General features: G+C 59.7%; 20 protein-coding genes and 2 pseudogenes. 2 read left to right on the top strand and 20 right to left on the bottom strand.

The features are described 5' to 3' along the window. Positions 1-200 precede the first annotated feature (200 nt). The 5 genes and pseudogenes from C472_RS18195 to C472_RS14690 all read right to left on the bottom strand — a co-directional run. Positions 201-611, bottom strand: a pseudogene (locus C472_RS18195) (metal ABC transporter substrate-binding protein); the annotation flags it as partial. 407 nt (positions 612-1,018) lie between these two features. Beyond that, a pseudogene (locus tag C472_RS14705) lies at positions 1,019-1,660 on the bottom strand (cobalt-factor II C(20)-methyltransferase); the annotation flags it as partial. 39 nt (positions 1,661-1,699) lie between these two features. Next, entirely contained in the window at positions 1,700-2,284 is a 585-nt protein-coding gene (locus C472_RS14700) for a MogA/MoaB family molybdenum cofactor biosynthesis protein (protein WP_006630640.1), read from the bottom strand. Further along, the gene (locus C472_RS14695; RefSeq protein ID WP_006630639.1) at positions 2,281-3,627 is read right to left on the bottom strand and encodes a GTP-binding protein; all 1,347 of its coding nucleotides are present in this window, start codon (positions 3,625-3,627) and stop codon (positions 2,281-2,283) included. The genes C472_RS14700 and C472_RS14695 overlap by 4 nt, the downstream gene beginning before the upstream one ends. Continuing rightward, a complete protein-coding gene (locus C472_RS14690; RefSeq protein ID WP_049906739.1) occupies positions 3,627-4,844 on the bottom strand; it encodes a GTP-binding protein in 1,218 nt (405 codons plus the stop codon). Before C472_RS14690 ends, C472_RS14695 begins: the two co-directional genes overlap by 1 nt. Before the next feature lie 103 nt (positions 4,845-4,947). Here C472_RS14690 and C472_RS14685 point away from each other — a divergent pair, with 103 nt between their 5' ends. Further along, positions 4,948-5,379: a CopG family ribbon-helix-helix protein gene (locus C472_RS14685; RefSeq protein ID WP_049906738.1), complete on the top strand. Its 432-nt coding sequence runs from the start codon at positions 4,948-4,950 to the stop codon at positions 5,377-5,379. A gap of 5 nt (positions 5,380-5,384) precedes the next feature. Here C472_RS14685 and C472_RS14680 read toward each other — a convergent pair whose 3' ends face one another. From C472_RS14680 to C472_RS14625, 12 genes are all read right to left on the bottom strand, one after another. Then, the gene (locus tag C472_RS14680) at positions 5,385-5,774 is read right to left on the bottom strand and encodes a CopG family ribbon-helix-helix protein (protein WP_006630636.1); all 390 of its coding nucleotides are present in this window, start codon (positions 5,772-5,774) and stop codon (positions 5,385-5,387) included. 4 nt (positions 5,775-5,778) lie between these two features. Beyond that, a complete protein-coding gene (locus C472_RS14675; protein WP_006630635.1) occupies positions 5,779-6,660 on the bottom strand; it encodes an energy-coupling factor ABC transporter ATP-binding protein in 882 nt (293 codons plus the stop codon). Beyond that, positions 6,657-7,469: an energy-coupling factor transporter transmembrane component T family protein gene (locus C472_RS14670; protein ID WP_049906736.1), complete on the bottom strand. Its 813-nt coding sequence runs from the start codon at positions 7,467-7,469 to the stop codon at positions 6,657-6,659. The genes C472_RS14675 and C472_RS14670 overlap by 4 nt, the downstream gene beginning before the upstream one ends. A 2-nt stretch (positions 7,470-7,471) precedes the next feature. Further along, positions 7,472-7,795 (bottom strand): hypothetical protein, encoded by a 324-nt coding sequence (locus C472_RS14665; RefSeq protein WP_048075806.1) that lies wholly within the window; start codon positions 7,793-7,795, stop codon positions 7,472-7,474. After that, positions 7,795-8,475: an energy-coupling factor ABC transporter permease gene (locus C472_RS14660; RefSeq protein ID WP_006630633.1), complete on the bottom strand. Its 681-nt coding sequence runs from the start codon at positions 8,473-8,475 to the stop codon at positions 7,795-7,797. The genes C472_RS14665 and C472_RS14660 overlap by 1 nt, the downstream gene beginning before the upstream one ends. 137 nt (positions 8,476-8,612) lie before the next feature. Continuing rightward, complete coding sequence (locus C472_RS14655) at positions 8,613-9,023, bottom strand: CopG family ribbon-helix-helix protein (RefSeq protein WP_049906734.1); 411 nt, start codon at positions 9,021-9,023, stop codon at positions 8,613-8,615. Positions 9,024-9,127: 104 nt separating this feature from the next. After that, positions 9,128-9,910 carry an ABC transporter ATP-binding protein gene (locus tag C472_RS14650; RefSeq protein WP_006630631.1) on the bottom strand — a complete coding sequence of 261 codons (783 nt, stop codon included), beginning with the start codon at positions 9,908-9,910 and terminating at the stop codon, positions 9,128-9,130. Continuing rightward, entirely contained in the window at positions 9,901-10,743 is an 843-nt protein-coding gene (locus C472_RS14645) for an ABC transporter permease (protein ID WP_006630630.1), read from the bottom strand. Before C472_RS14645 ends, C472_RS14650 begins: the two co-directional genes overlap by 10 nt. Continuing rightward, positions 10,740-11,768, bottom strand: coding sequence for an ABC transporter substrate-binding protein (locus tag C472_RS14640; RefSeq protein WP_082238271.1), 1,029 nt, complete (start codon positions 11,766-11,768; stop codon positions 10,740-10,742). Before C472_RS14640 ends, C472_RS14645 begins: the two co-directional genes overlap by 4 nt. A 127-nt stretch (positions 11,769-11,895) precedes the next feature. Next, positions 11,896-12,324, bottom strand: a complete 429-nt coding sequence (locus C472_RS14635) for a CopG family ribbon-helix-helix protein (RefSeq protein ID WP_006630628.1) — start codon at positions 12,322-12,324, stop codon at positions 11,896-11,898. Between the two features lie 543 nt (positions 12,325-12,867). Continuing rightward, positions 12,868-13,593 carry an SCO family protein gene (locus C472_RS14630; protein ID WP_049906732.1) on the bottom strand — a complete coding sequence of 242 codons (726 nt, stop codon included), beginning with the start codon at positions 13,591-13,593 and terminating at the stop codon, positions 12,868-12,870. Positions 13,594-13,700: 107 nt separating this feature from the next. Continuing rightward, positions 13,701-14,201 (bottom strand): winged helix-turn-helix transcriptional regulator, encoded by a 501-nt coding sequence (locus C472_RS14625; RefSeq protein WP_006630626.1) that lies wholly within the window; start codon positions 14,199-14,201, stop codon positions 13,701-13,703. A 164-nt stretch (positions 14,202-14,365) separates the two neighbouring features. Between C472_RS14625 and C472_RS14620 the strand changes: the two genes are divergently transcribed. Then, a complete protein-coding gene (locus tag C472_RS14620; protein WP_006630625.1) occupies positions 14,366-14,719 on the top strand; it encodes a DUF7471 family protein in 354 nt (117 codons plus the stop codon). 41 nt (positions 14,720-14,760) lie between these two features. On the opposite strand, the gene C472_RS14615 is transcribed toward C472_RS14620, so the two are convergent. Genes C472_RS14615 through C472_RS14605 form a run of 3 tightly spaced genes read right to left on the bottom strand, consistent with a single transcriptional unit; the run spans position 14,761 to position 18,493 of the window. After that, on the bottom strand, positions 14,761-15,627 hold the full coding sequence (locus C472_RS14615) for an ABC transporter permease subunit (protein WP_006630624.1): 867 nt from the start codon (positions 15,625-15,627) through the stop codon (positions 14,761-14,763). Continuing rightward, positions 15,624-16,439: an ABC transporter ATP-binding protein gene (locus C472_RS14610; protein WP_006630623.1), complete on the bottom strand. Its 816-nt coding sequence runs from the start codon at positions 16,437-16,439 to the stop codon at positions 15,624-15,626. The genes C472_RS14615 and C472_RS14610 overlap by 4 nt, the downstream gene beginning before the upstream one ends. Further along, the gene (locus C472_RS14605; protein ID WP_049906730.1) at positions 16,436-18,493 is read right to left on the bottom strand and encodes a NosD domain-containing protein; all 2,058 of its coding nucleotides are present in this window, start codon (positions 18,491-18,493) and stop codon (positions 16,436-16,438) included. Before C472_RS14605 ends, C472_RS14610 begins: the two co-directional genes overlap by 4 nt. Positions 18,494-18,546 lie beyond the last annotated feature (53 nt).

Genomic DNA, 18,546 nt, shown 5'->3' with positions numbered 1-18,546 from the left:
CTTGTATAGAGTTCTTTCGCCGTCTCTTCGACGTGTTCGATCCCGTGATCGCCGCCTTCGTCGGTTGCGAGCACCGCGAGTGACATCTCCGGATCCGGCCCTTCCCCAAACGTGTAGCTGTACGATCCTGCTTCGAGATGGTACAGTCCGGCGTGCTCCCATGGAGTTTCACCTTCTTTCTCGTGGTCGTGCTCGTCTTCGCCCCCGTGATCGTGACCCCCCTCGATGAGGTCAACCCCTTCGCCGACGGAAACCATTTCGACGTCTGCTTCGTCGTCACGGAGGCTCGTAATGAGGTCGCCGACCCACGGCTGGAACCCGTCGGTACCGTAGATGAACAGATCGGATTCGAGGATGGTTCCCTGAATATCTGGACCGGGCTCCCAGCCGTGGCCGTGTTGGCCGACCGGCACGAGCGTCTCGGCAGTCGCGGCGTCGCCCGCGACGTGTGTGGCGAAGTCGCCGAACACGAAGAACGAAGACTGGGCTCCCGGTCCATCTCCAGTTGAGTCACCGCTGTCGGCGTCATTCGACGTACAGCCAGCGAGTGCGCTGATAGCGGTGAATCCAATTCCGGTTGCGACGAGGCGTCGCCGAGTGTATTGAGGCATCTATTGCTAATACTGTAAGACTAAATAATAAATGCTATGATTTGAGATAGTATATTTAGTAATTAATCACTAGATAGACAGTAGTCTTACTAAATAATGCGGGTCCTAGAATTGCTAATAGTTGCTATCCCAGATACTGTATTACATAAGCGTAAGAAGCGTGCTAACAGGCATTTTGTATCTATGAGCCTCAGATACGATCGCAATGTGCCACTGCTTCAGCGAACTGACCGAAATGAGCGACGAAGAGCAAGCGGAAATTGTTGACGAACACTCTACCGAAGAACTCCGCGCCGAATACTCCACCGAGGAACTAGAGAGTCTCGGCGTTACTGCCTGATTTCCCCATCTCGGCCCGGTCTGAACGACCGATAGGGCTCGCGTCACTCGGGGTCGGTTGCGTTCCGTTTCTCAGCGTACGCGAGCGTGTAGTAGTCCCGGTCGGTCACATCGGTGGGGTCGTTCGAAACGAGTGTCTCTTCTGTATCCATGAAGAGTCGCCGACCGAACGTCACGTCGTACCCTGCCTCGACCAGTTTTTTGTGGGTCGTCGGTGCGTCGGTCACTTTGAACAGGATCAACCGGTCCGGTCCGATCGGCGCTGTACCGCCGGTCGCCTCGCGGAGCGTCAACTCCGCGCCGGCATCGATATCGACCCCGAGGACGGAGGCGAACGCCGTCATACTACTGACTCCCGGGACGACCTCGACGTCGACGTCCGGGTGCTGGTCACGGAGCGTCCGACGTAGGTGTCCAAACGTCGAATAGATACAGGGATCGCCGAGCGTAACGAACGCCGCGTCAGCGTCTCGCACGTTCGGTGCGACTTCGGCGGCCGCTGTCTTCCACGCCGCCTGTAGTTCGTCGGGATCGGTCGTCATCGGGAAATCGAGGTCGCCCAGTTTCGAGTCGGGAACGTACTCGGCCGCGACGCGCCGCGACAATCGCCCCGGCGAGTAGACGACGCCGACCGATTCGAGTCGTCGCTTGCCGCGAACTGTAAGCAGGTCGGTCGCACCCGGTCCCAGTCCGATTCCGTAGAGCGTCATGATTAACGCCTCCGTGGGGTCGAAACTCGGCTCACGTATTCACGCATCGGTCTCACCGACTGTGTGTCGCGTCGCGAGTCCGGCGAGATGCGGGGCTTCTTCGGCGATGATCTCCACCGTGGCGAGTTCGACGGCGTTCACGCTTCCCGGTAACACGAACACCGGGACGTCGCGAGCGATACCCGCCGTCGCGCGGGTCGCGACGACCCGTGTTCCGACCTCCTCCCACGAGAGCCGTCTGAACGCTTCCCCGAAGCCTGGGAGCTCGCGGTCGAAGAGTTCGCCCACTGCGTCCGGAGTGATGTCATCGACGGTGACCCCTGTCCCGCCAGTAGTCACGACGAGGTCGACATTCGGACGTTCGAGGCACTCGCCCACGGTGGTCTTGATCTGGACGTAGTCGTCGGGAATCGTTCGGCGTGACGTGACGACGTGACCCGCATCGACGAGAATGGTCTCGACAGCGTCACCACCGGGATCGGACGGATCTACTTCCGTAGCGGTTCCCCGAGACGACGAGACGGTTACGACGGCGACGCCGAGCGGATCGACACAGTCGTGACCATCAGCGTCTGTCGTCCGTCGATCCGCCGGGGACGGGAGTTCCGAGTGACTCTCGGTCATGGTCCGTCACCGACCACGAGACGTTGTTCCATCGGTGGTTTAGACCACTCTCTCGTCCCCGGAAACGGATTCTTGAGTTCGTCCCAGTTGTCCTCCATCTCCGGCTCCGAGAGGAGACAGTCGTCGAGGGCGGCAGTAATCGCCGACTCGTCCATTCCGGCGCCGATAAAGACGAGTTTCACTTCGCGGTCCCCCCATTGCTCGTCCCAGTGGAGGTCCGGTCGCGACTCCCGGTAGGAGTCCTGTTGAAACTCGGGGACTGTGGCCGCCCATCGACCGTTGACTTCGACGTGTGTCTGCGTGCCCGCTTGGCTCAAGTCGAGCGCGTATCGTTCGCGTCCGGCGACCCACAGATGCCCTTTCGCTCTCACAACGGACTCAGGGAATGAGCTGAGCCACTCATTGAATCGTTCAGGGTGCAACGGCCGGTGGCGCTCGTACACGAACGAGTCGACGCCGAACTCTTCGGGCGGGTGGAGGTGGTCATGGTCGTCACCGGCGTCTTCGTTGTGGGCATGATCGTGATCGTCCACGCGTCCAGAGCCGTCGTCGTGTCCGGACCCGTCCTCATGGCCGTGATCGTCACCGTGTCCGTGTTCACTCGATTCTGTGGCACCCTCGTGGTCGGTTGAGAGTACCTGTTTCCACCGGGCGGACTGTTTTGCTTGCTCTCTGTCGAATCGTCCGGTTCCGAGAACGTCGTTGGGTTCGACGGCGCTCTCAGTCGTGCGGACGATGTCGACGCCTGGATGAAGCGTTTCAAGCACGCGTTCGACCGCCTCACACTCTTCATCCGAGACGAGATCGCACTTGTTGAGGACGAGCACGTCGCAGAACTCAACCTGTTCGGCAAGGAGGTCCGAGAGCGGTCGAGCCTCGTCGTCCGTCGACTTGACCGGGTGACCGTCGACGAACACGCGGTGAAACTGTGCGGCGTCGACTACGGTAACGGTCGTGTCGAGTTCGTACAGTGTGGCGGCACGTGCGGGGGAAACGAACCGCTGAGCAATGGGGACCGGATCGCTGATCCCCGAGGCTTCGATGACGAGGTGATCGAACTCCTCGTCGAAGGCGAGACGCAGTAGCTCCTGATCGAGCTCGTTCTGGAGCCCACAGCAGATACACCCGTTTGAAAGTTCAGTAACGCCGCCGTCTTCCATCGAAAGCTCGGAACCGTTCTCGATGAGTTCGGCGTCGACGTTCATTTCTCCGACGTCGTTGACGAGGACGGCGATATCGCGCTGCTCGCCAGCGACCCGAAGCAGGTGGTTCAGCAGGGTCGTCTTGCCGGCGCCGAGCCCGCCACTGAGGATCGTTACGGGAGGTTGCTCGTCGACGGCCATTAGTCGTCGGCTAACACGAGTTCGCGCTGCTCGTCACGACCGAACGGATCCGGGTACTCGTTCCAGTTCTCGTCCATTTCCGCGTCTGAGAGGACACAGTCTTCGAGGTCTGTGACAAGTGACTCCTGGTCGAACTCGCGACCGATGAACACGAGTTCCGACCCCCGATCGCCCCACTGTTCGTCCCAGTTCTCTTTGATCCCGGGACGCGCGGCGAAGTAGCGCTCCTGTTGTGCCTTCGGGAGCGTGGCGACCCACGTCCCCTTCGGACCGGCTCGGACCGACTGCCCGGACTTATCCAGCCCCATCGCGACATCTTCGCGACCCGCCGACCAGAAGAAGCCCTTCGCGCGGATGATCCCGTCTGGGAGGCCCGTAAACAGTTCCGAGAGGCGTTCGGGGTGGAACGGTCGGTCAGCGTCGAAGACGAACGACGCGACGCCGTGTTCGTCGGAGGCCGACTCGTGGTGATGTCCCTCCTGGAGTTCGCGCTTCCACCCGGCCGACTGACTGGCACGGTTGAAGTCGAACCGACCAGTGTTGAGGATTTCCTCGGGAGCGACCGCACCGTGTTCGGTCCGAATGATCTTTGCCCGCGGTTGTAGCGTCTTCAGCACCGCCTCGATTTCGTCGAGTTCGTCGTCCGGGACGAGGTCGCACTTGTTCAACAGGAGGATGTCACAGAACTCGATCTGGTCCATGAGCGCTTCTTCCGGAACGCGATTCCCTTGTGGGTCGACCGAGTCGTCGGTGAGTGCCTGCCCGGAGTCGAACGCTTTCCAGAAGCTGTGTGCGTCGACGACGCTAACCATTGTGTCGAGCTCGTACACTCCCGTGGGATCGAAGTCAGCGTCCTCGAACCCACGAGCGAACGTCTGGGCGACCGGAATCGGCTCGCTGATCCCGGACGACTCGACGAGGAGATACTCAAAGTCGCGTTCGTCTGCTAGCCGCCCCACTTCGTCGAGCATGTCGCCGCGAAGCCGACAGCAGATACACCCGTTCGACATCTCGATGATCTCGTCGTCGTTCTGCGTGAGGTCCGATTCACGCTCGACGAGGTCGGCGTCGACGTTCACCTCCCCCATGTCGTTGACGAGGACGGCAGCGTTCAGTTCCTGCTCGCTCTCAAGAATGTGATTGAGGGTCGTCGTCTTTCCCGCGCCGAGGCTTCCGCTGAGGACCGTCACTGGAATCGGATCGTTGTTAGACAGCATATCCGTCTTATGAAAGCCGAAGGTTAAAATACTAATTATTACGTTGTGAGGCATCAAGTAATAACAGGAAATAATATATTAGAATATTAGTTTAGTATAGTATATGAGCGTAGTTAGCATTTCGATGCCAGAAGTGTTACTCGAACATATCGACGAGTTCGCCGACAAACACGGGTACAGTGGGCGGAGCGAGGTCGTACGCGAAGGCACACGCACGCTGCTCGAAGAGTTCCAAGGGCAAGGTGTCGACGGACAAAAACAGATGTGTACAGTGACAGTGTTCTTTGAGTACTGTCAGCCCGCGGTCCAGCAGCGTCTCACGAGTGTGCGTCACGAGTACGACGGTATCGTCTCTGCGACTACCCACGTACACGTACAGGACCAGTACTGTATGGAGTTGTACGTCTTGGAAGGAATCACAAAGGAACTGTCCGGATTTGTCAACGCGGTCCGAGCAGTGCCAGATGTCCAGACAGTCAAGTACTCGATTACCTCGCTCAATAATGTACCTCTTAACCAAGCTATCGAGTCGTGAACGCGCTACTGCTCCGCGAGAAGCATCAGTTTGACTTGACTTACCGTATCGAAGTTACGCAAGCGATACGTGAGGTCTCTGACGCGTGATGCAGCCCCGCTACAAAAGAGCGTCTCGAGACACCATTCTCCTTCGTGGATATGATTCGTCGTCGTGATAACGTCCTGAAATCGGTGTTGTACGTCATGAATGTCTTCGATGACTGCTTCGTGTTCGTAATCGAAGGAGATGATGACGACGACATCGCCTTCGATATCCTCCAGTCTCGCGTGGTCTTCGATGTACTCTTGCATCGCCTCGCGAACGCCGCGCGAACGCGAGTCTAATCCCTCCGACTGCCACGTTTCGTCGAACTCAGCGAGGAGATCATCGGATATATTGAAACTCGTCCGCATTGGTCTACTGATTCGTTTGGGTGGTATCGACAGATGAGACTTGATTCGAGTTCACATCCTCAACTGCCGCTGTGAGGTGCCTGACAAGCTCAGATTCTGTGACAGGCTGTGCTTTCTCTCCCAGCCCTGTATCGCGAGCTATACGAACTGTACTCGGAGCATGAAGATTGGCTTCTGCTAATAATGCGTCGTCGTAGAACACCTCTCTAGGCGTTCCGTTTCCGATGACGTTGCCGTCGGCCATTACACAGACGCGGTCTGCGACCGTAGCAGCAAAGTCCAGATCGTGCGTCGAGAGAACGACGCTAATACCCTCCTGATGGACCTGTTCGATTCGGTCGGCCACGAGTTGTGACCGCTCGGGATCGAGTCCCGCGAGTGGTTCGTCCAGCACGACCACGCTCGGTTCAAGTACCAGCACACCGGCGAGACCGACGAGACGTTTTTCCCCGCCACTTAGGTAGTGGGGAATCCGGTCTTCGAGGTGGCTCGCGTCGACGGTCGCGAGCGCTTCACGGGCGCGTTCTTTCGCTTCGTCACTAGGTACGCCGTAGTTTTGGAGACCAAACATGACATCGTCAAGAACTGTGGGGGCGACCAGTTGCGTATCGGCGTCCTGAAAGACGAATCCGACCTCCTTTCGAGCATATGACTTGTTGTCTTCGGTGATTGGCGTGTCGTCAACGACGAGCTCGCCGACATCGGGAACGAGCGTCGCGTTCAGGTGTTCGAGCAGCGTCGACTTCCCGGCACCGTTGCCACCGACAAGCGCGACGACTTCGTTGGGGTACACCGAGAAGTCGACGTCATGCATGCCGACTGTCCCGTCAGGATAGGTGTGAGCTTCACACTGAAGCTCGACCAACGGTGAATCGTCTTGGCTCATAGCCCCACCTCGTAGACCGCAATCAGCGCGTACCCCACAACGGCGACGTACGAACCGGCGACGACAAACAGTTCGTGGATCGGCGGTCGCGAAACGTCCCCGTACAGCACGATATCTCCGTCATAACCGCGAGCCTCCATCGATTTGACCAGCCGTTCGGACTGCTCGATCGCTGATAGCATCGTCATGCCGAGAATTCTCGCGTACAGCCGCTTGTTCGACCAAAACTCCGAGAAGTTCGCTCCACGGGAGAGTGCGGCTTTCACGAGGTCTTCAAGCGTCTCAAGCATGACAAAGGTGAACCGGTACGTGAGTAACGCGACCTGATCGATCGGTCTGGGGAGTAACCGTCCAAGCATATACGCCACGTCGGTGTACTTCGTCGTCATTGATGCCGTCAGTGCGAACGTGACGACAGTGAGTGACCGACAGCTGAGCTCGAAGAAGAGGACGAGCCCAGCCCACGTGACCGAGATATTTCCGAGTGGCGTCGAAAGCGCACCACCGATCGGCGTACCCGGTTCGAAAAACGCTAGCGGCCCTGCAACGGAGACGATGAATAACATCGGGAGTGTGTACCAGCCGACGAGACGCCGATACGGTAGCTCAGCAAGACCGTAGACGATGAGGACGGTCCCGTACAGTCCCGCGAGGAGTGCGAGCCGGTCAAACACCGTAACTGCGAGGACAAGCGCGCCGATAATCCCGACCTTCGTCCAAGGGTTAACCTGGTGTAGCGGCCCGTCCCGCCGCTCGGCGAACGCAGTAATAAGTCGTGGGTCCGGGACGTGATTTGAGAGCGTTGTCACGATTACCGGGACGCGCGTTCCCCGCCCCCAAAGCCGCCGTAGCGGTCGACATAAACGTACATCCCGATACCGAGGAACAGCAGTAAAAGAAAGAGCCCAGCGAACTCAAGCATCATTCCTCCTTTTCGGATAGGGCCTGCTACGAGGATACCACGTCCCAAATTGACAAGTCCTCCACCACCCTCTTGAATACCGCGCTGAAGCGCCTGTGAGGAGCGCTTTGCCCATGGAAGGGCGCCGCCGGTCGCAGTGAAACCCCAGTATCCAGCAGCAAGAAAGGCTGCGAAGAGAGCAGACAACGCGCCGTACTGCTTCCAGCGCTGCATCAGGCCGTCACCCCCGTGGCTTCCTCTTGGGTGTCGCGGTCCGTGAGCCCAACAAGATCGGGGCGCACGGAGGCAAGGAATTGAACGATGAGACCGGTGAGAATTCCCTCAACAACGGCGACACCGAGGTTGAGTCCTGCGAGTCCGGCCACGGCAATTGTCAGGTCACCACGCGGTAGCGCGCTTCCGTTTACCCCACTAATGACGATGATCGCAGCCATCAGGAAGGAACCCACCGAAAGACCGAGTGTTGTTGCACTCGCGCCAGCAGGAAAGACGTCCCAGTCCATTCCAATCAGAGTTTTAAATGCGTAGTAGGCGACAATCGCCTCACTGGCGTTGATGAGGGTGTTTGCTCCGATGAGGCCGACTGCTCCATGGCCGAGAGCAGCCGAGAACACGTTAACGACAAGTGCGACGATTGCGCCGAGTAGCGGTCCAGCGATGATACCCACTAAACCGGTGAGATTCATATGAATCCCACCCCAGACGGGGATATTCAGTTGAAAAATTGCGAAACTCGCGGCCGCTCCAATACCCGCGAGCGCAATCTGATGTGTTTTGATACCGCCTTTCCGGACCCGGTAGACCACAGTGCTGATCAACGCGGTCCCGATCAGCGTCCAAAGCACTAGCGCCCAGAGGGGGAACGAACCTTCTCCAAGGTGGATGTGTGGCATGTCTGTTTCACAATTCTAAGACCTGTTATAATAAACTTGTCGCAATAAATAGATCCAAATAACAATAGTAGTACAGAGTAGGCTCAAGTATTGATAAGTAGAAGCGATGCTTTCGTTTCTATTGATATATACCGGACTCAGTCTTCACTGGGTTCCGCGTGTAACTCATCGACGGGTATGACTGTGTATTCGACTGAAATCGACTCGTCCGTTCCCCGAATGGTCCCGATGAATCTCAACACATCGTCACCAGTCGCTTCGATGACGAACGTCTCGACACATCCGGCATTACTTTCCAAGCAGTTGTGCGAATTCGACCGGATCAGCGATTCAAATTCATGCCGAATATCCATCATTTTGTGTTCGATATCCGGTGCATCATATTCAAATCCGGCAGTAACTGTCGCTAAGACACGTCGGTTCTCGTAATCGCTCTTTTGATATTCTTCAAGCAGTCCCTGACACGCTTCGCGTATGACCTCGCTGCGCCCGCTATAGCCATGTTCTTCCGCGAAACTGTCGAGGTCCTCGCGGAGTTGCTCCGTCATCGAAGAGCTCACAATGGGCATATATTAAATAATAACTCAGAGATAATAGATATAACGATATAAAAAATATTGTTAATAACTATATCTCAGCGGGAGATCCTCGACTAACGCGGCTCAGGCTCCCCGAGTTCGGCCCGAATCTGTGCAACGTACTCGACGAAGTCGTGTGCTGTCCGTTCGCGTGGGCGCTCTACGTCGATCGAGACGGTCGACTGGACCATTCCCGGCTCGGCATCCATAACAACCACACGGTCGGCGAGCTTTACTGCCTCGTCGATGTCGTGTGTGACGAAGACGACCGTCTGTTCCGTCTGCGCCCAGATATCGAGCAGTTCGGTGTGTAGTCGGTCGCGCGTCCGGGCGTCGACGCTGCCGAACGGCTCGTCCATCAAGAGTATCTCTGGATCGGGCGTGAGCGCGCGAGCGATCCCGACGCGCTGTTTCATCCCGCCGGACAGCTCTTTGGGATACGCGTCCTCGAATCCGTCGAGTCCCACTAACTCGATCAGCTCTCGAGCCCGCGCCTCGCAGTCGGGACAGCCACACGCGGGTCGGTCGAGGCCGAACCGGATGTTGCCACGGACCGTTCGCCACGGGAACAGCGCGTATTCCTGAAAGACCATCCCCCGGTCCAGTCCGGGGCCGGTAACCGGGTCCCCGCCGACCAGTATCGACCCGGTATCGGGGTCATCGAGGCCCGCTATCGCCCGCAACAGCGTCGTCTTTCCGCATCCCGACGGGCCGACGATACAGCAGAACTCACCCTCCCCGACCGAGAGCGAGACACCCTCGAGCGCTTGGGTGGAGTCGTACGCCCTGCTGACGTTCTGGACAGTAATCTTCTCGCGTGACTCTCGATTGACTGGCGACTCGGAACTCAGCGCCATGCGAGAACCCTCCCTTCGAAAAGGCGAAAACCGATGTCCATACACAGGAACGCTAGGCTGATCAGAAACATGTAGGCGACGCTCGTCGCCATCGCGAGGTTGTTCGAGGCGTTGATGATCTCGTACCCGACGCCGGGCGCGCCGAACAGCTCGGCACCGACGACGATCATCCAGCACCGACCGATGCTCGTCCGGAACCCAGTCAACACTTGGGGCGCTGCGCTCGGGAGGGCGACGAGTTTCAGCATCGAGAGATCGCGTTCCACGCCGAGCGTCGATGCGGCATCGGTCAAGTCGCCTGCGACGCCTTCGACGCCACCGTAGGCGGCGTAAAAGTTTATCCAGAACGCCCCGATGAAGACGATGAACGCCGCACCGGTGTGATGAATGCCGAACCAGACAATCGCGAAGACGATCCACGCAAGCGGCGGGATCGGGCGAAGGACCCGAACGAGTGGGCGTAACCAGTCGTCGAGTGCGCCGTTCCAACCCATTAATAGTCCGAGTCCAATGCCACCGCCAGCTCCGAAAAGAAGGCCAGGAACGTAGTGGAACAGCGTCTCCGTGAGGTGCGCGAGCCCGGTCGGCAGCACTAGACTCGATCCCGAGACGGGGACGACAATCGCGGTCGTGGTCGCGAACAGATCGATGAACGCGCGGACCGAGTCGAGCGGGCTCGGCACCAGGTATGACGGTTGAGTCAGCATCGCGCCGACCCACCAGACGAGAAGGAACACAATGAGTCCGCCCAGTCCGCGGAGATACCGCCGCAGATTCCCCTCAAAACCGTAGGCGACCGGCGTGTCGGATCTGGTGTCAGTACGCGTGCTCATTCTTGAATGGTGTCGTAGGGATCGAACGCAAATAGGTTCTCAGTCGCGACCGGTTTCTCGATGTTGCCGACGTTCGCGACGAATTCCCCCATCGTCGTGGCTTGGTCGGTAATCGCGTGCGGATCCGAGAGGAAATCTGACGCCTTGGACTCCATAGCGGCTTTCGCGAGGTCCTCGCTCACACCGGAGCCGATCACCGATGCGGCGTGGGCAGCAGCTCGATCCGGCGAGCCTGTCGTGAACTCGGTCGCAGCAGTGTGTTGTTCAGCGAGTGATTGGGAAACTTCGGTGTCGTCGAGGATTTTCCGGTTCGCGAACAGTACCGTGACTGGATGGTTTTCGAGTATGTTCCCGGACCACGCGAGCTCCCCAAAGTTATCATTCTGACTGATAATCGTCGCGAACGGCTCTTGGATGATCGTCGCGTCGATATCGCCCGACTGGATCGTCTGGACCGCCTTCGCCGGTGGGACTTTCGATTTGGCAATGACCGATTCCATCTCTCCGAGGTCGAGATCCTCCTGGATCCAGTATCGAAGGACGATGTCGGGCACACTCCCGTCGGGCGGCGCACCGAACCGGACCTTGCGGCCGCGCTCCTGCTCGAAGTGCTCGAACGCCGCTTTACCTTCCTGCTCGTAGCGATCGACGAGTTCGGTCGCCCCCATGATCTTGAACCCGTTCCTCGAATTCGCCGCGAGGATACCGGCGTCGGTACCTTTGTCGGCGAGAACCATCGCAGGAGTAATGCCGAAGAGCGCGACGTCTACTTCACCGCTGGCGAACGCCTTGACAACGCTAGGGCCAGATTTGAACCGTTCTATCGCGACCTCTGCCGGGATATCCTCGTAGTAGCCCTCCCGTTCCATCACATAGTGTTGCATATTCGGATAGATCGGGACGTACGCGATGGTAACCGAGTCGAGTGAGTTGCCACCCTGACCGAGGCAACCGGCTATTCCCGTCGCAGCGACTGTGGTTGCGCCTGCACTCTGTAGCAGTTTTCGGCGCGAGATCTGATTCATCAGTGTTGCTAACACTAATCTGAATTATAATAATTCCTGTGATTTGAGAAGATATAGTTAACATATTAGATACTCTTGACGTAGGAGTTGCTAGAGAGACATAATTTCCGCGAGAAGTGCGGAAGAATTAATTTATGTCTGCCAGCGGGCCGAAGTCGTCTACCGGCGATACAGAGTAGTCGATCGTGATCGTATCTTGTGTCGCTCGAATCTTTCCGACGAACGTCGAAATGTCTTCGAGTGATCCTTCTAATACGAACAGTTCCATACAGTGGTGACCCCCCACGTGACTGTGGAAGTTCGAGGCGACGATGTCTTCGTGTTCGTGACGGAGATGCATCATTTTCTCCTCAACGCTTGTCGTCTCGTAATCGAAAAGCACTGTGACAACACCCATCAAGTCGCGACCTTCGAGCTTCTTGTCCTCGAACTCGCCGAGCAAATTCCGGCTCCCCTCACGGACCACTTCGCTGCGACCGGTATACCCGTGGTCATCTGCGAATTGGTCGATCCGCTCAAGCAACTCTTCCGGCATTGAAACGCTGACGACGCTCATATAACAAGATAGCGGTTCTTATTTATTAAAGATTGTTGTCTAGGCTATCCCAATTATCGTAGCTCGATCTAGACAACACAAACAAATACACAAGTGAACTGCTCTGTCCTACCGCGCTCGGGCCTACCCGGCTCTCACTTGTTGGGGACGGAACTTCCTGCTTCTGTGTCGGAACTTATGCGGAATCGAGGAGAAAGCCTCACGCTTCAGCGCGGGGAGGATGTCAAAAATAAACGACGAGAGCGAGATAGAGTTAGCTGGCGCCTGTGACGATAATTACGACGCCAGCAGGTTGTTTTAACGCCCCGACGCGAGCCCTCACGAGTAGCGCTGCTCAGGAGGTCGACACCTGTCGCAACCGCAGTCGCGGCTTAGGATTGCGACGACCCCAGCGTGGATTCTCACTACGAGCGCGGCGGTCTCTATCGTCAGTGTGGCAGCATGGGCAATAACTGCGAGGAAGACGAGCACGACACAGCCCGACTCTACCAGCGCATACCCTTCCACCAAAGACACCGAGCCCGAGTACGCTAGACCGGCGCTTCATGTCGTGGCAACCCGTTCGACATCGTTCACGAGCCGTTCGATGTCCGTTTGCGGCCCTCTCGGGTACGCACGCTCCACGATCCCCTGCTTATTTGCGAGGAGGATCAGCCCATAGTGCGGGAATTGGTACTCCAGAGTCCCGTGCTCATCGTCGTGCCCATCGTTCTCGTGCTCGTCGTCGTGCTCATCGGCCGAAATCTTCTCGATCACGAGCCCAAACTTCTCGTCTAGCAGTTCCTGGCCCCGTTCGTAGCTTTCTGGGCGGAGGAAGTGCCAGTTGCTCGCATCAAGATTCACTCCCTGCTGACCGGCGTACTCATGGAGCGTCTCGGCAGTGTCGCGTTCAGGATCGAATGTGATCGCAAGAGACATTATCCTGTCACTGTATTCCTCCTCGGAAGCAGCCTCCTGTGCCCGACGAAGGCGGAGGATGAGCGCGGGACACACCCCGTCCGGGCAGTTCGTGTAGAACGACGTCCAGAGGATGGCACGCTCACCCTCATACTCACTAATTGAGATCTCTTCGTTCGTGATCGGGTCCGGAACGGTGAAATGTGGCATCTCATCGCCGTAGCTCGGGTGAACGGCCTCGCTTAGGTCCTGTTCTGGGGGACCGAGGACAGTTCCCTCAGCACCTTCGTTACCGAGCACGCCGAGACAACCAGCGGTACCGATAGTCGCACCTATTGCTCCAGTCGATTTACAAAACGTTCGTCGATCCATACTCGATCGTGGTCGATCTGAGGACTTGAGGTATCTGGTGTGATCCTCGAATGCGTGTTCCCGTATCCGATCTGTGCGTATAATCAACTCGGCGAGGCGGTGATCACTCAAAAGAACTCGTCGACGGTCCGGACGAACCGATCGACGAGCCGGTCCGGTAGCGACGGCGACACGATCTCGATGAGTTCGGCCGTGCGGTCCGGACGGTTCAATGTGAGTGTCATCGGCCGATCGTCGGACTTCTCAACGATCCCGTTTTCCGCGAGCGTCGAGACGTGCCACGAGATCGTACTTCGTGCGAGATCGAGATCGCTCGCGAGCGTTTTCGGTCGCTTCGGGCCGTCGGCATGAAGCCGGATGAGGATCTCCCGGGGGGTCTCTCGTCTGAGAAACGCAAGAGCCTGTCGTTCCCACGGATCGAACGACGGGTCGAAGTAGTGTGTGCGGCCGCCGATCCGCTCGACGGCGAGTTCGTCGTTACGGACGAGACGGCGGAGATGGTACTGGACTTGCCCGGTCGCGATATCGAGATCGCGGCCGACCTGGTTGAAGTGGACACCGGGTGTGTCGCAAACGTGGCGTCGGATCTGCGTCCGGGTGTCCGGCATCTGTGGTCAGCCGACCTAACCGTTACCCGAGTAAAACGTGTGCGTTCGTTATCTCTGCTTGGGAACGGACGAAACCGGGACGTTAGCCGACAAATCGGCTCAGAACGACACAGGAGTCCCGATCGAAGGGTCGTTTTCTTATTCGTCCCCGTTCAAAGCCCGTTGTGACGCAGCCAATCGCCCTCCTGTTGTCCGCGATCGATGGGTGGTCCGTGGAGGGATCACTACTGCTGCTCGCGGCTGCACTCGTCGCCGGAATGGGTACGGGTATCCTCTTCGTCGTCAGCGTCGTCGCGTATCGTCGTCGTCAAGGAGCACAGTACCAGCTGATCGCCGTCGCGGTCAGCATGCTGTTGTTCCGATCGATTGTGGGCACTGGAACGATCCTCGGTATCGTGCCGATGCCGATCCACCACTTCCTCGGACATGGTCTCGACTTTTTGATCGCAGCGATCATTCTCTACACGGTGTACACACATGCGCCGGGATCAGTCGGGAACGACACCGTCTCAGACTGAACACCGATATTTGCCGAAGCGATTGGGAATCGAATTTTGTCTCAGTATTCTCCGAACCGCTCGCGGGCCCGCTCGACGACGACGTCAACCCGAGCGGCGTACGTGAGCGTCGTGACAGCGACCGCGATCCCGGCGAGGATCCAGCCGACGAGTGAGCCGACTGCGCGACCGGTCTGAACGAACCTGCCGTCAGGGGTGAAAGCGACGCCGATAACGTGTTCGAAGACCAGTCCGCGAAACGCCCCGTTCGGCGTCAGCCCGAGCGATCCGGCGATACTGTCCGGAGAGGCACCGCCTGCCAGCGACCGGAGGATCGCGAGGTCACCGCCGAGGACGCCGACGAGCAGTGCGAGGAGACCGAGCGCGATCGCGCTCCGTCGGCTCGACGCCAGCGCCGAGACCGCTGCCGCCAGCGACAGGTACGCGGTCCCGAAGAGGAGGACGAACGCGAGGAACCGCACGAACAGAAGCGGCGAGTCGACTCCGCTGTGCGTCGCGAAGATTCCTGTGTCCGGCGTCGCAGTTATCCAGATGTATAGCCCGACCAGCGCGAAGGGAAGGCCCACGATCGCGACGAGCACCGCGATACGCGCCAATAACACGCCGAGAACGTAGCCGACGGTACTCACGGGATAGGTCTTGATTACGGCGAACTCGCCGCTCGCGGCGTCCGTGAGCAGCGCACGGTACCCGAGCACTATCGCGAGAAGCGGGACGAGTAGCTCTGTCGGGAGCAGCAGGTCAACGACTGCCGGCACGAACCCGGTCCCCCCGCCCCCGCCGACCGCGACGAGTCCGCCGAGTACGACGAGAAGTCCTGCTGCGAGGACGGCGTAGCCGGGAGTCCGTCGAACGGTTACCAGTTCGCGACGGAACACGGTCCCGATGTCCGCGAGCAACCGACTCATCGGTCCGACACCCCCGTGACGTGGACGGACTCCGACACGGTCTCATCCGCATCCGTAGAGCCGTCGTCGCCGTCCGTGTCACCGGTACCGATATCGCTCTCGGCGCTCACGCTATCGTTGACGACCGCGCGGTACAGCCCCTTCACGTCGTCAACCCCGTAGTCGTTGATCAGACGATCGCGGGAGCCCGCCGCGGCCACGCGACCCCGGTCGAGTACGACGACGTCGTCGGCGTACGCGTCGACGAGGTCGAGGTCGTGAGAGCTGACAACGACGGCAGTGTCGTCGCTCGCACGGGCCGCTGCGGCTCGGAATGCTCGCTCGCGCATCTCCGGATCGAGCCCGCTCGTCGGCTCGTCGAGCACCGCGATCGTCGGATTCCCGAGCGTCGCCTGTGCGATCCCGAGGAGGCGTCGCATCCCGCCCGAGAGCGCCGAGACGCGCTTGTCGCCTGCGTCGGCAAGTCCCACGTCCGCCAGCGCCGCATCGGGATCGTCACCGACGAGCGCCGCGTAGAAGCCGAGGGTCTCTCGGGCCGTGAACTCACCACGGAACGGGACCCGTTGCGGGAGGTAGCCGATCCGCTTGTCACTCCCGTCGTCAGCACTACCCTCGTGAGCGTACCGTACCGCTCCGGCAGTCGGCTCAACTGCTCCCGCGAGGACGCCGAGCAGCGTCGACTTCCCGGAGCCGTTCGGACCGACGACCGTGGTGATACCGGGGGTAATCGAGAGCGAGACCTCGTCGAGAACCCGGACCCCGCCGTAGGTCCGAGTCAGGTCGACGACTTCAGCGTGCGCGCGCTCACTCATCTGTAGTCACCCACGGCTCTGGCACTGTTCCGATTTGTCATACTCTGATCCGTCGTGTTCTCATGAGTCGTGTCCTGCTCGTCGGTGAGCGAGCCGAGTTCGGCTCGCCAGTCCGCGTGGATCGGTCCCTCACGTTCGGCGTCGGAACCGGTCACCGCGTCGATTCGTTCGGGATCGTAGGGCTCAGACGCCGGTATCGGATCGATGATGCTTCCGGAGCGGGCACCGGGGACGGTGCCGCGGAGTTGATCGAGTAGAGCCGCCGCGGGCGACTCGCGCACGGTAACGGCCGATGCCTCGCGGTGGAGCGCGGCGTCGACCGGCGAGGTCGGACGGTACGCCCGCTCTCCGGACGGCCGCGGTCCGACGTTCGCTCCCTCCCAGTAGTTACCGCGATCGCCGTCGGCCCAGACGCGGAGCGCGCCCGCACCGGCGGCGGCGTGGTCGTCGTTGCCGACGAAGTCGTTCGCGACGACGCGACTCGACGGGACGACCGTCGTCGCACGCGCGCCGAATTCGTTGTCGACGACCACGTTGCGTTCGTACAGCGATCTGCGCGCACTCGTCGAGAACCCGAGTTCGTTGTCGACCAGCGTGTTGTACGCGATGTACGTCCGCGTCCCCGACGACTGGATCCCCGCACTGGAGTTCCGCACGTCGTTGCCGACGATCGCGTTTCCGGACGGACGGGTCATCACGGTGATCCCCGCGAACAGCTCGTTGCGGGCGGTGTTGTCCGCGACCAGCGCGTCGCCGGTGTACATGAGATGGACGCCGTACCGGTTGTCAGTGAACGTCGAGTTCCGGATGATCGAGCCGTCCGCGCGATGGAGGTAGATCCCGTCACGACCGCCCTCGAACCGGCTGTCAGTCACGGTCACGCGCGACTCCATCCCCGTGATCCCCATGAATCCGTTCCGCCAGGTTTCGGACCCGTCGACGCGGAGGTCGCGGACGACCGCGTGCGATCCTTCACGCAACAGGAGTCCGCTCGCGTTCGTTTCGATCACGACGTCGTCGACGACGAGCCCCGGTGCGGCGATCGCTCGGATCCCGGCGTCGCCGTGGCCGTACCCGCTCTGGATGTTCGCGTCCCACGGCTCGATCTCCTCGTCTCTGGAGGCACGCGCCGCCTCCGGGTCTCGCGTCCGGTTTCCGACACCGTCGATCCGGAGTCCCCGTATGGCGACATCGGCCGCGCGAACGGTGACGACCGATCCGTTGCCGTCGCCGGTGATCCGCGCGCCGTCACCCGCGATAGTTACGGATTCGTTGACCGTCACCGTCTCACGATACACTCCCTCTGGGACGACGACCGTCGTGTTCGACGGTGCCACCTCAACCGCTGCGTCGATCGTCGGCGCGTCCTCGCCAACGACCACCGAAACGGGGCGGTCCGCAGTCCGTTCCGCCCTCGCGATCCGATCGTCGGCCGCCTGCCACCGATCCGGTGCGAGCGACCGCACCGTTGCCGCGGAGTCGACGTCGAACGAGCGGTTCCGGACTGATTCCCAGCCGACCGCCGATCCGTCGTGGTCAGCCGCGAACGACTCGGCCGCCTCTCGACTTCGGAAGGGGATCACGGCCTCGCCGGCCGGCGTGCGGGCGTCGCTGTCGACGACGTAGTGCGCTTCCTCGGCCGGAGTCCACCCGCCGGCTCCGGTCGCCGTGAACAGCCCGTCGCTGGTCGTGTCCGGATTCTGGTGATCGAAGGTCTCGACGTACGCGACGAGCGGGTAGCCGAACTGGCGCTCGGTCCGTCCATCCGACAGAGATGTCACGAACGAGCCGATCCCGTTGTATCCGACAACGTACTGTAGCTGCGAGTAGAACACCTGCGTCCGCGGGAGCGTCGCGTTTTCGGCCATCAGCTCGTCGGTCTCCGACGAGAGCCCCAGTTCGGTGGTGTCGTCGTACGCCACCGGATCGGGAACCGACTTGGCCGGATCGGCGACGAACGCGCCCGCAGTTACGACCATAGCGAGAGCCACGACCGCGGCGACCGCGAGACGAACGCGTCGCGACCGGTCGTCATCAGGAGCGAAAACTGCCACACGGTGGTTTCGGCTTACACCGACTTATCGGATCTGGTGCGACTCTCGAACGC

Origin of the sequence: Halorubrum tebenquichense DSM 14210 (assembly GCF_000337415.1) — an archaeon.
Classification (GTDB): Archaea; Halobacteriota; Halobacteria; order Halobacteriales; family Haloferacaceae; genus Halorubrum; species Halorubrum tebenquichense.
This window is presented reverse-complemented; position numbering and strand designations above follow the sequence as displayed.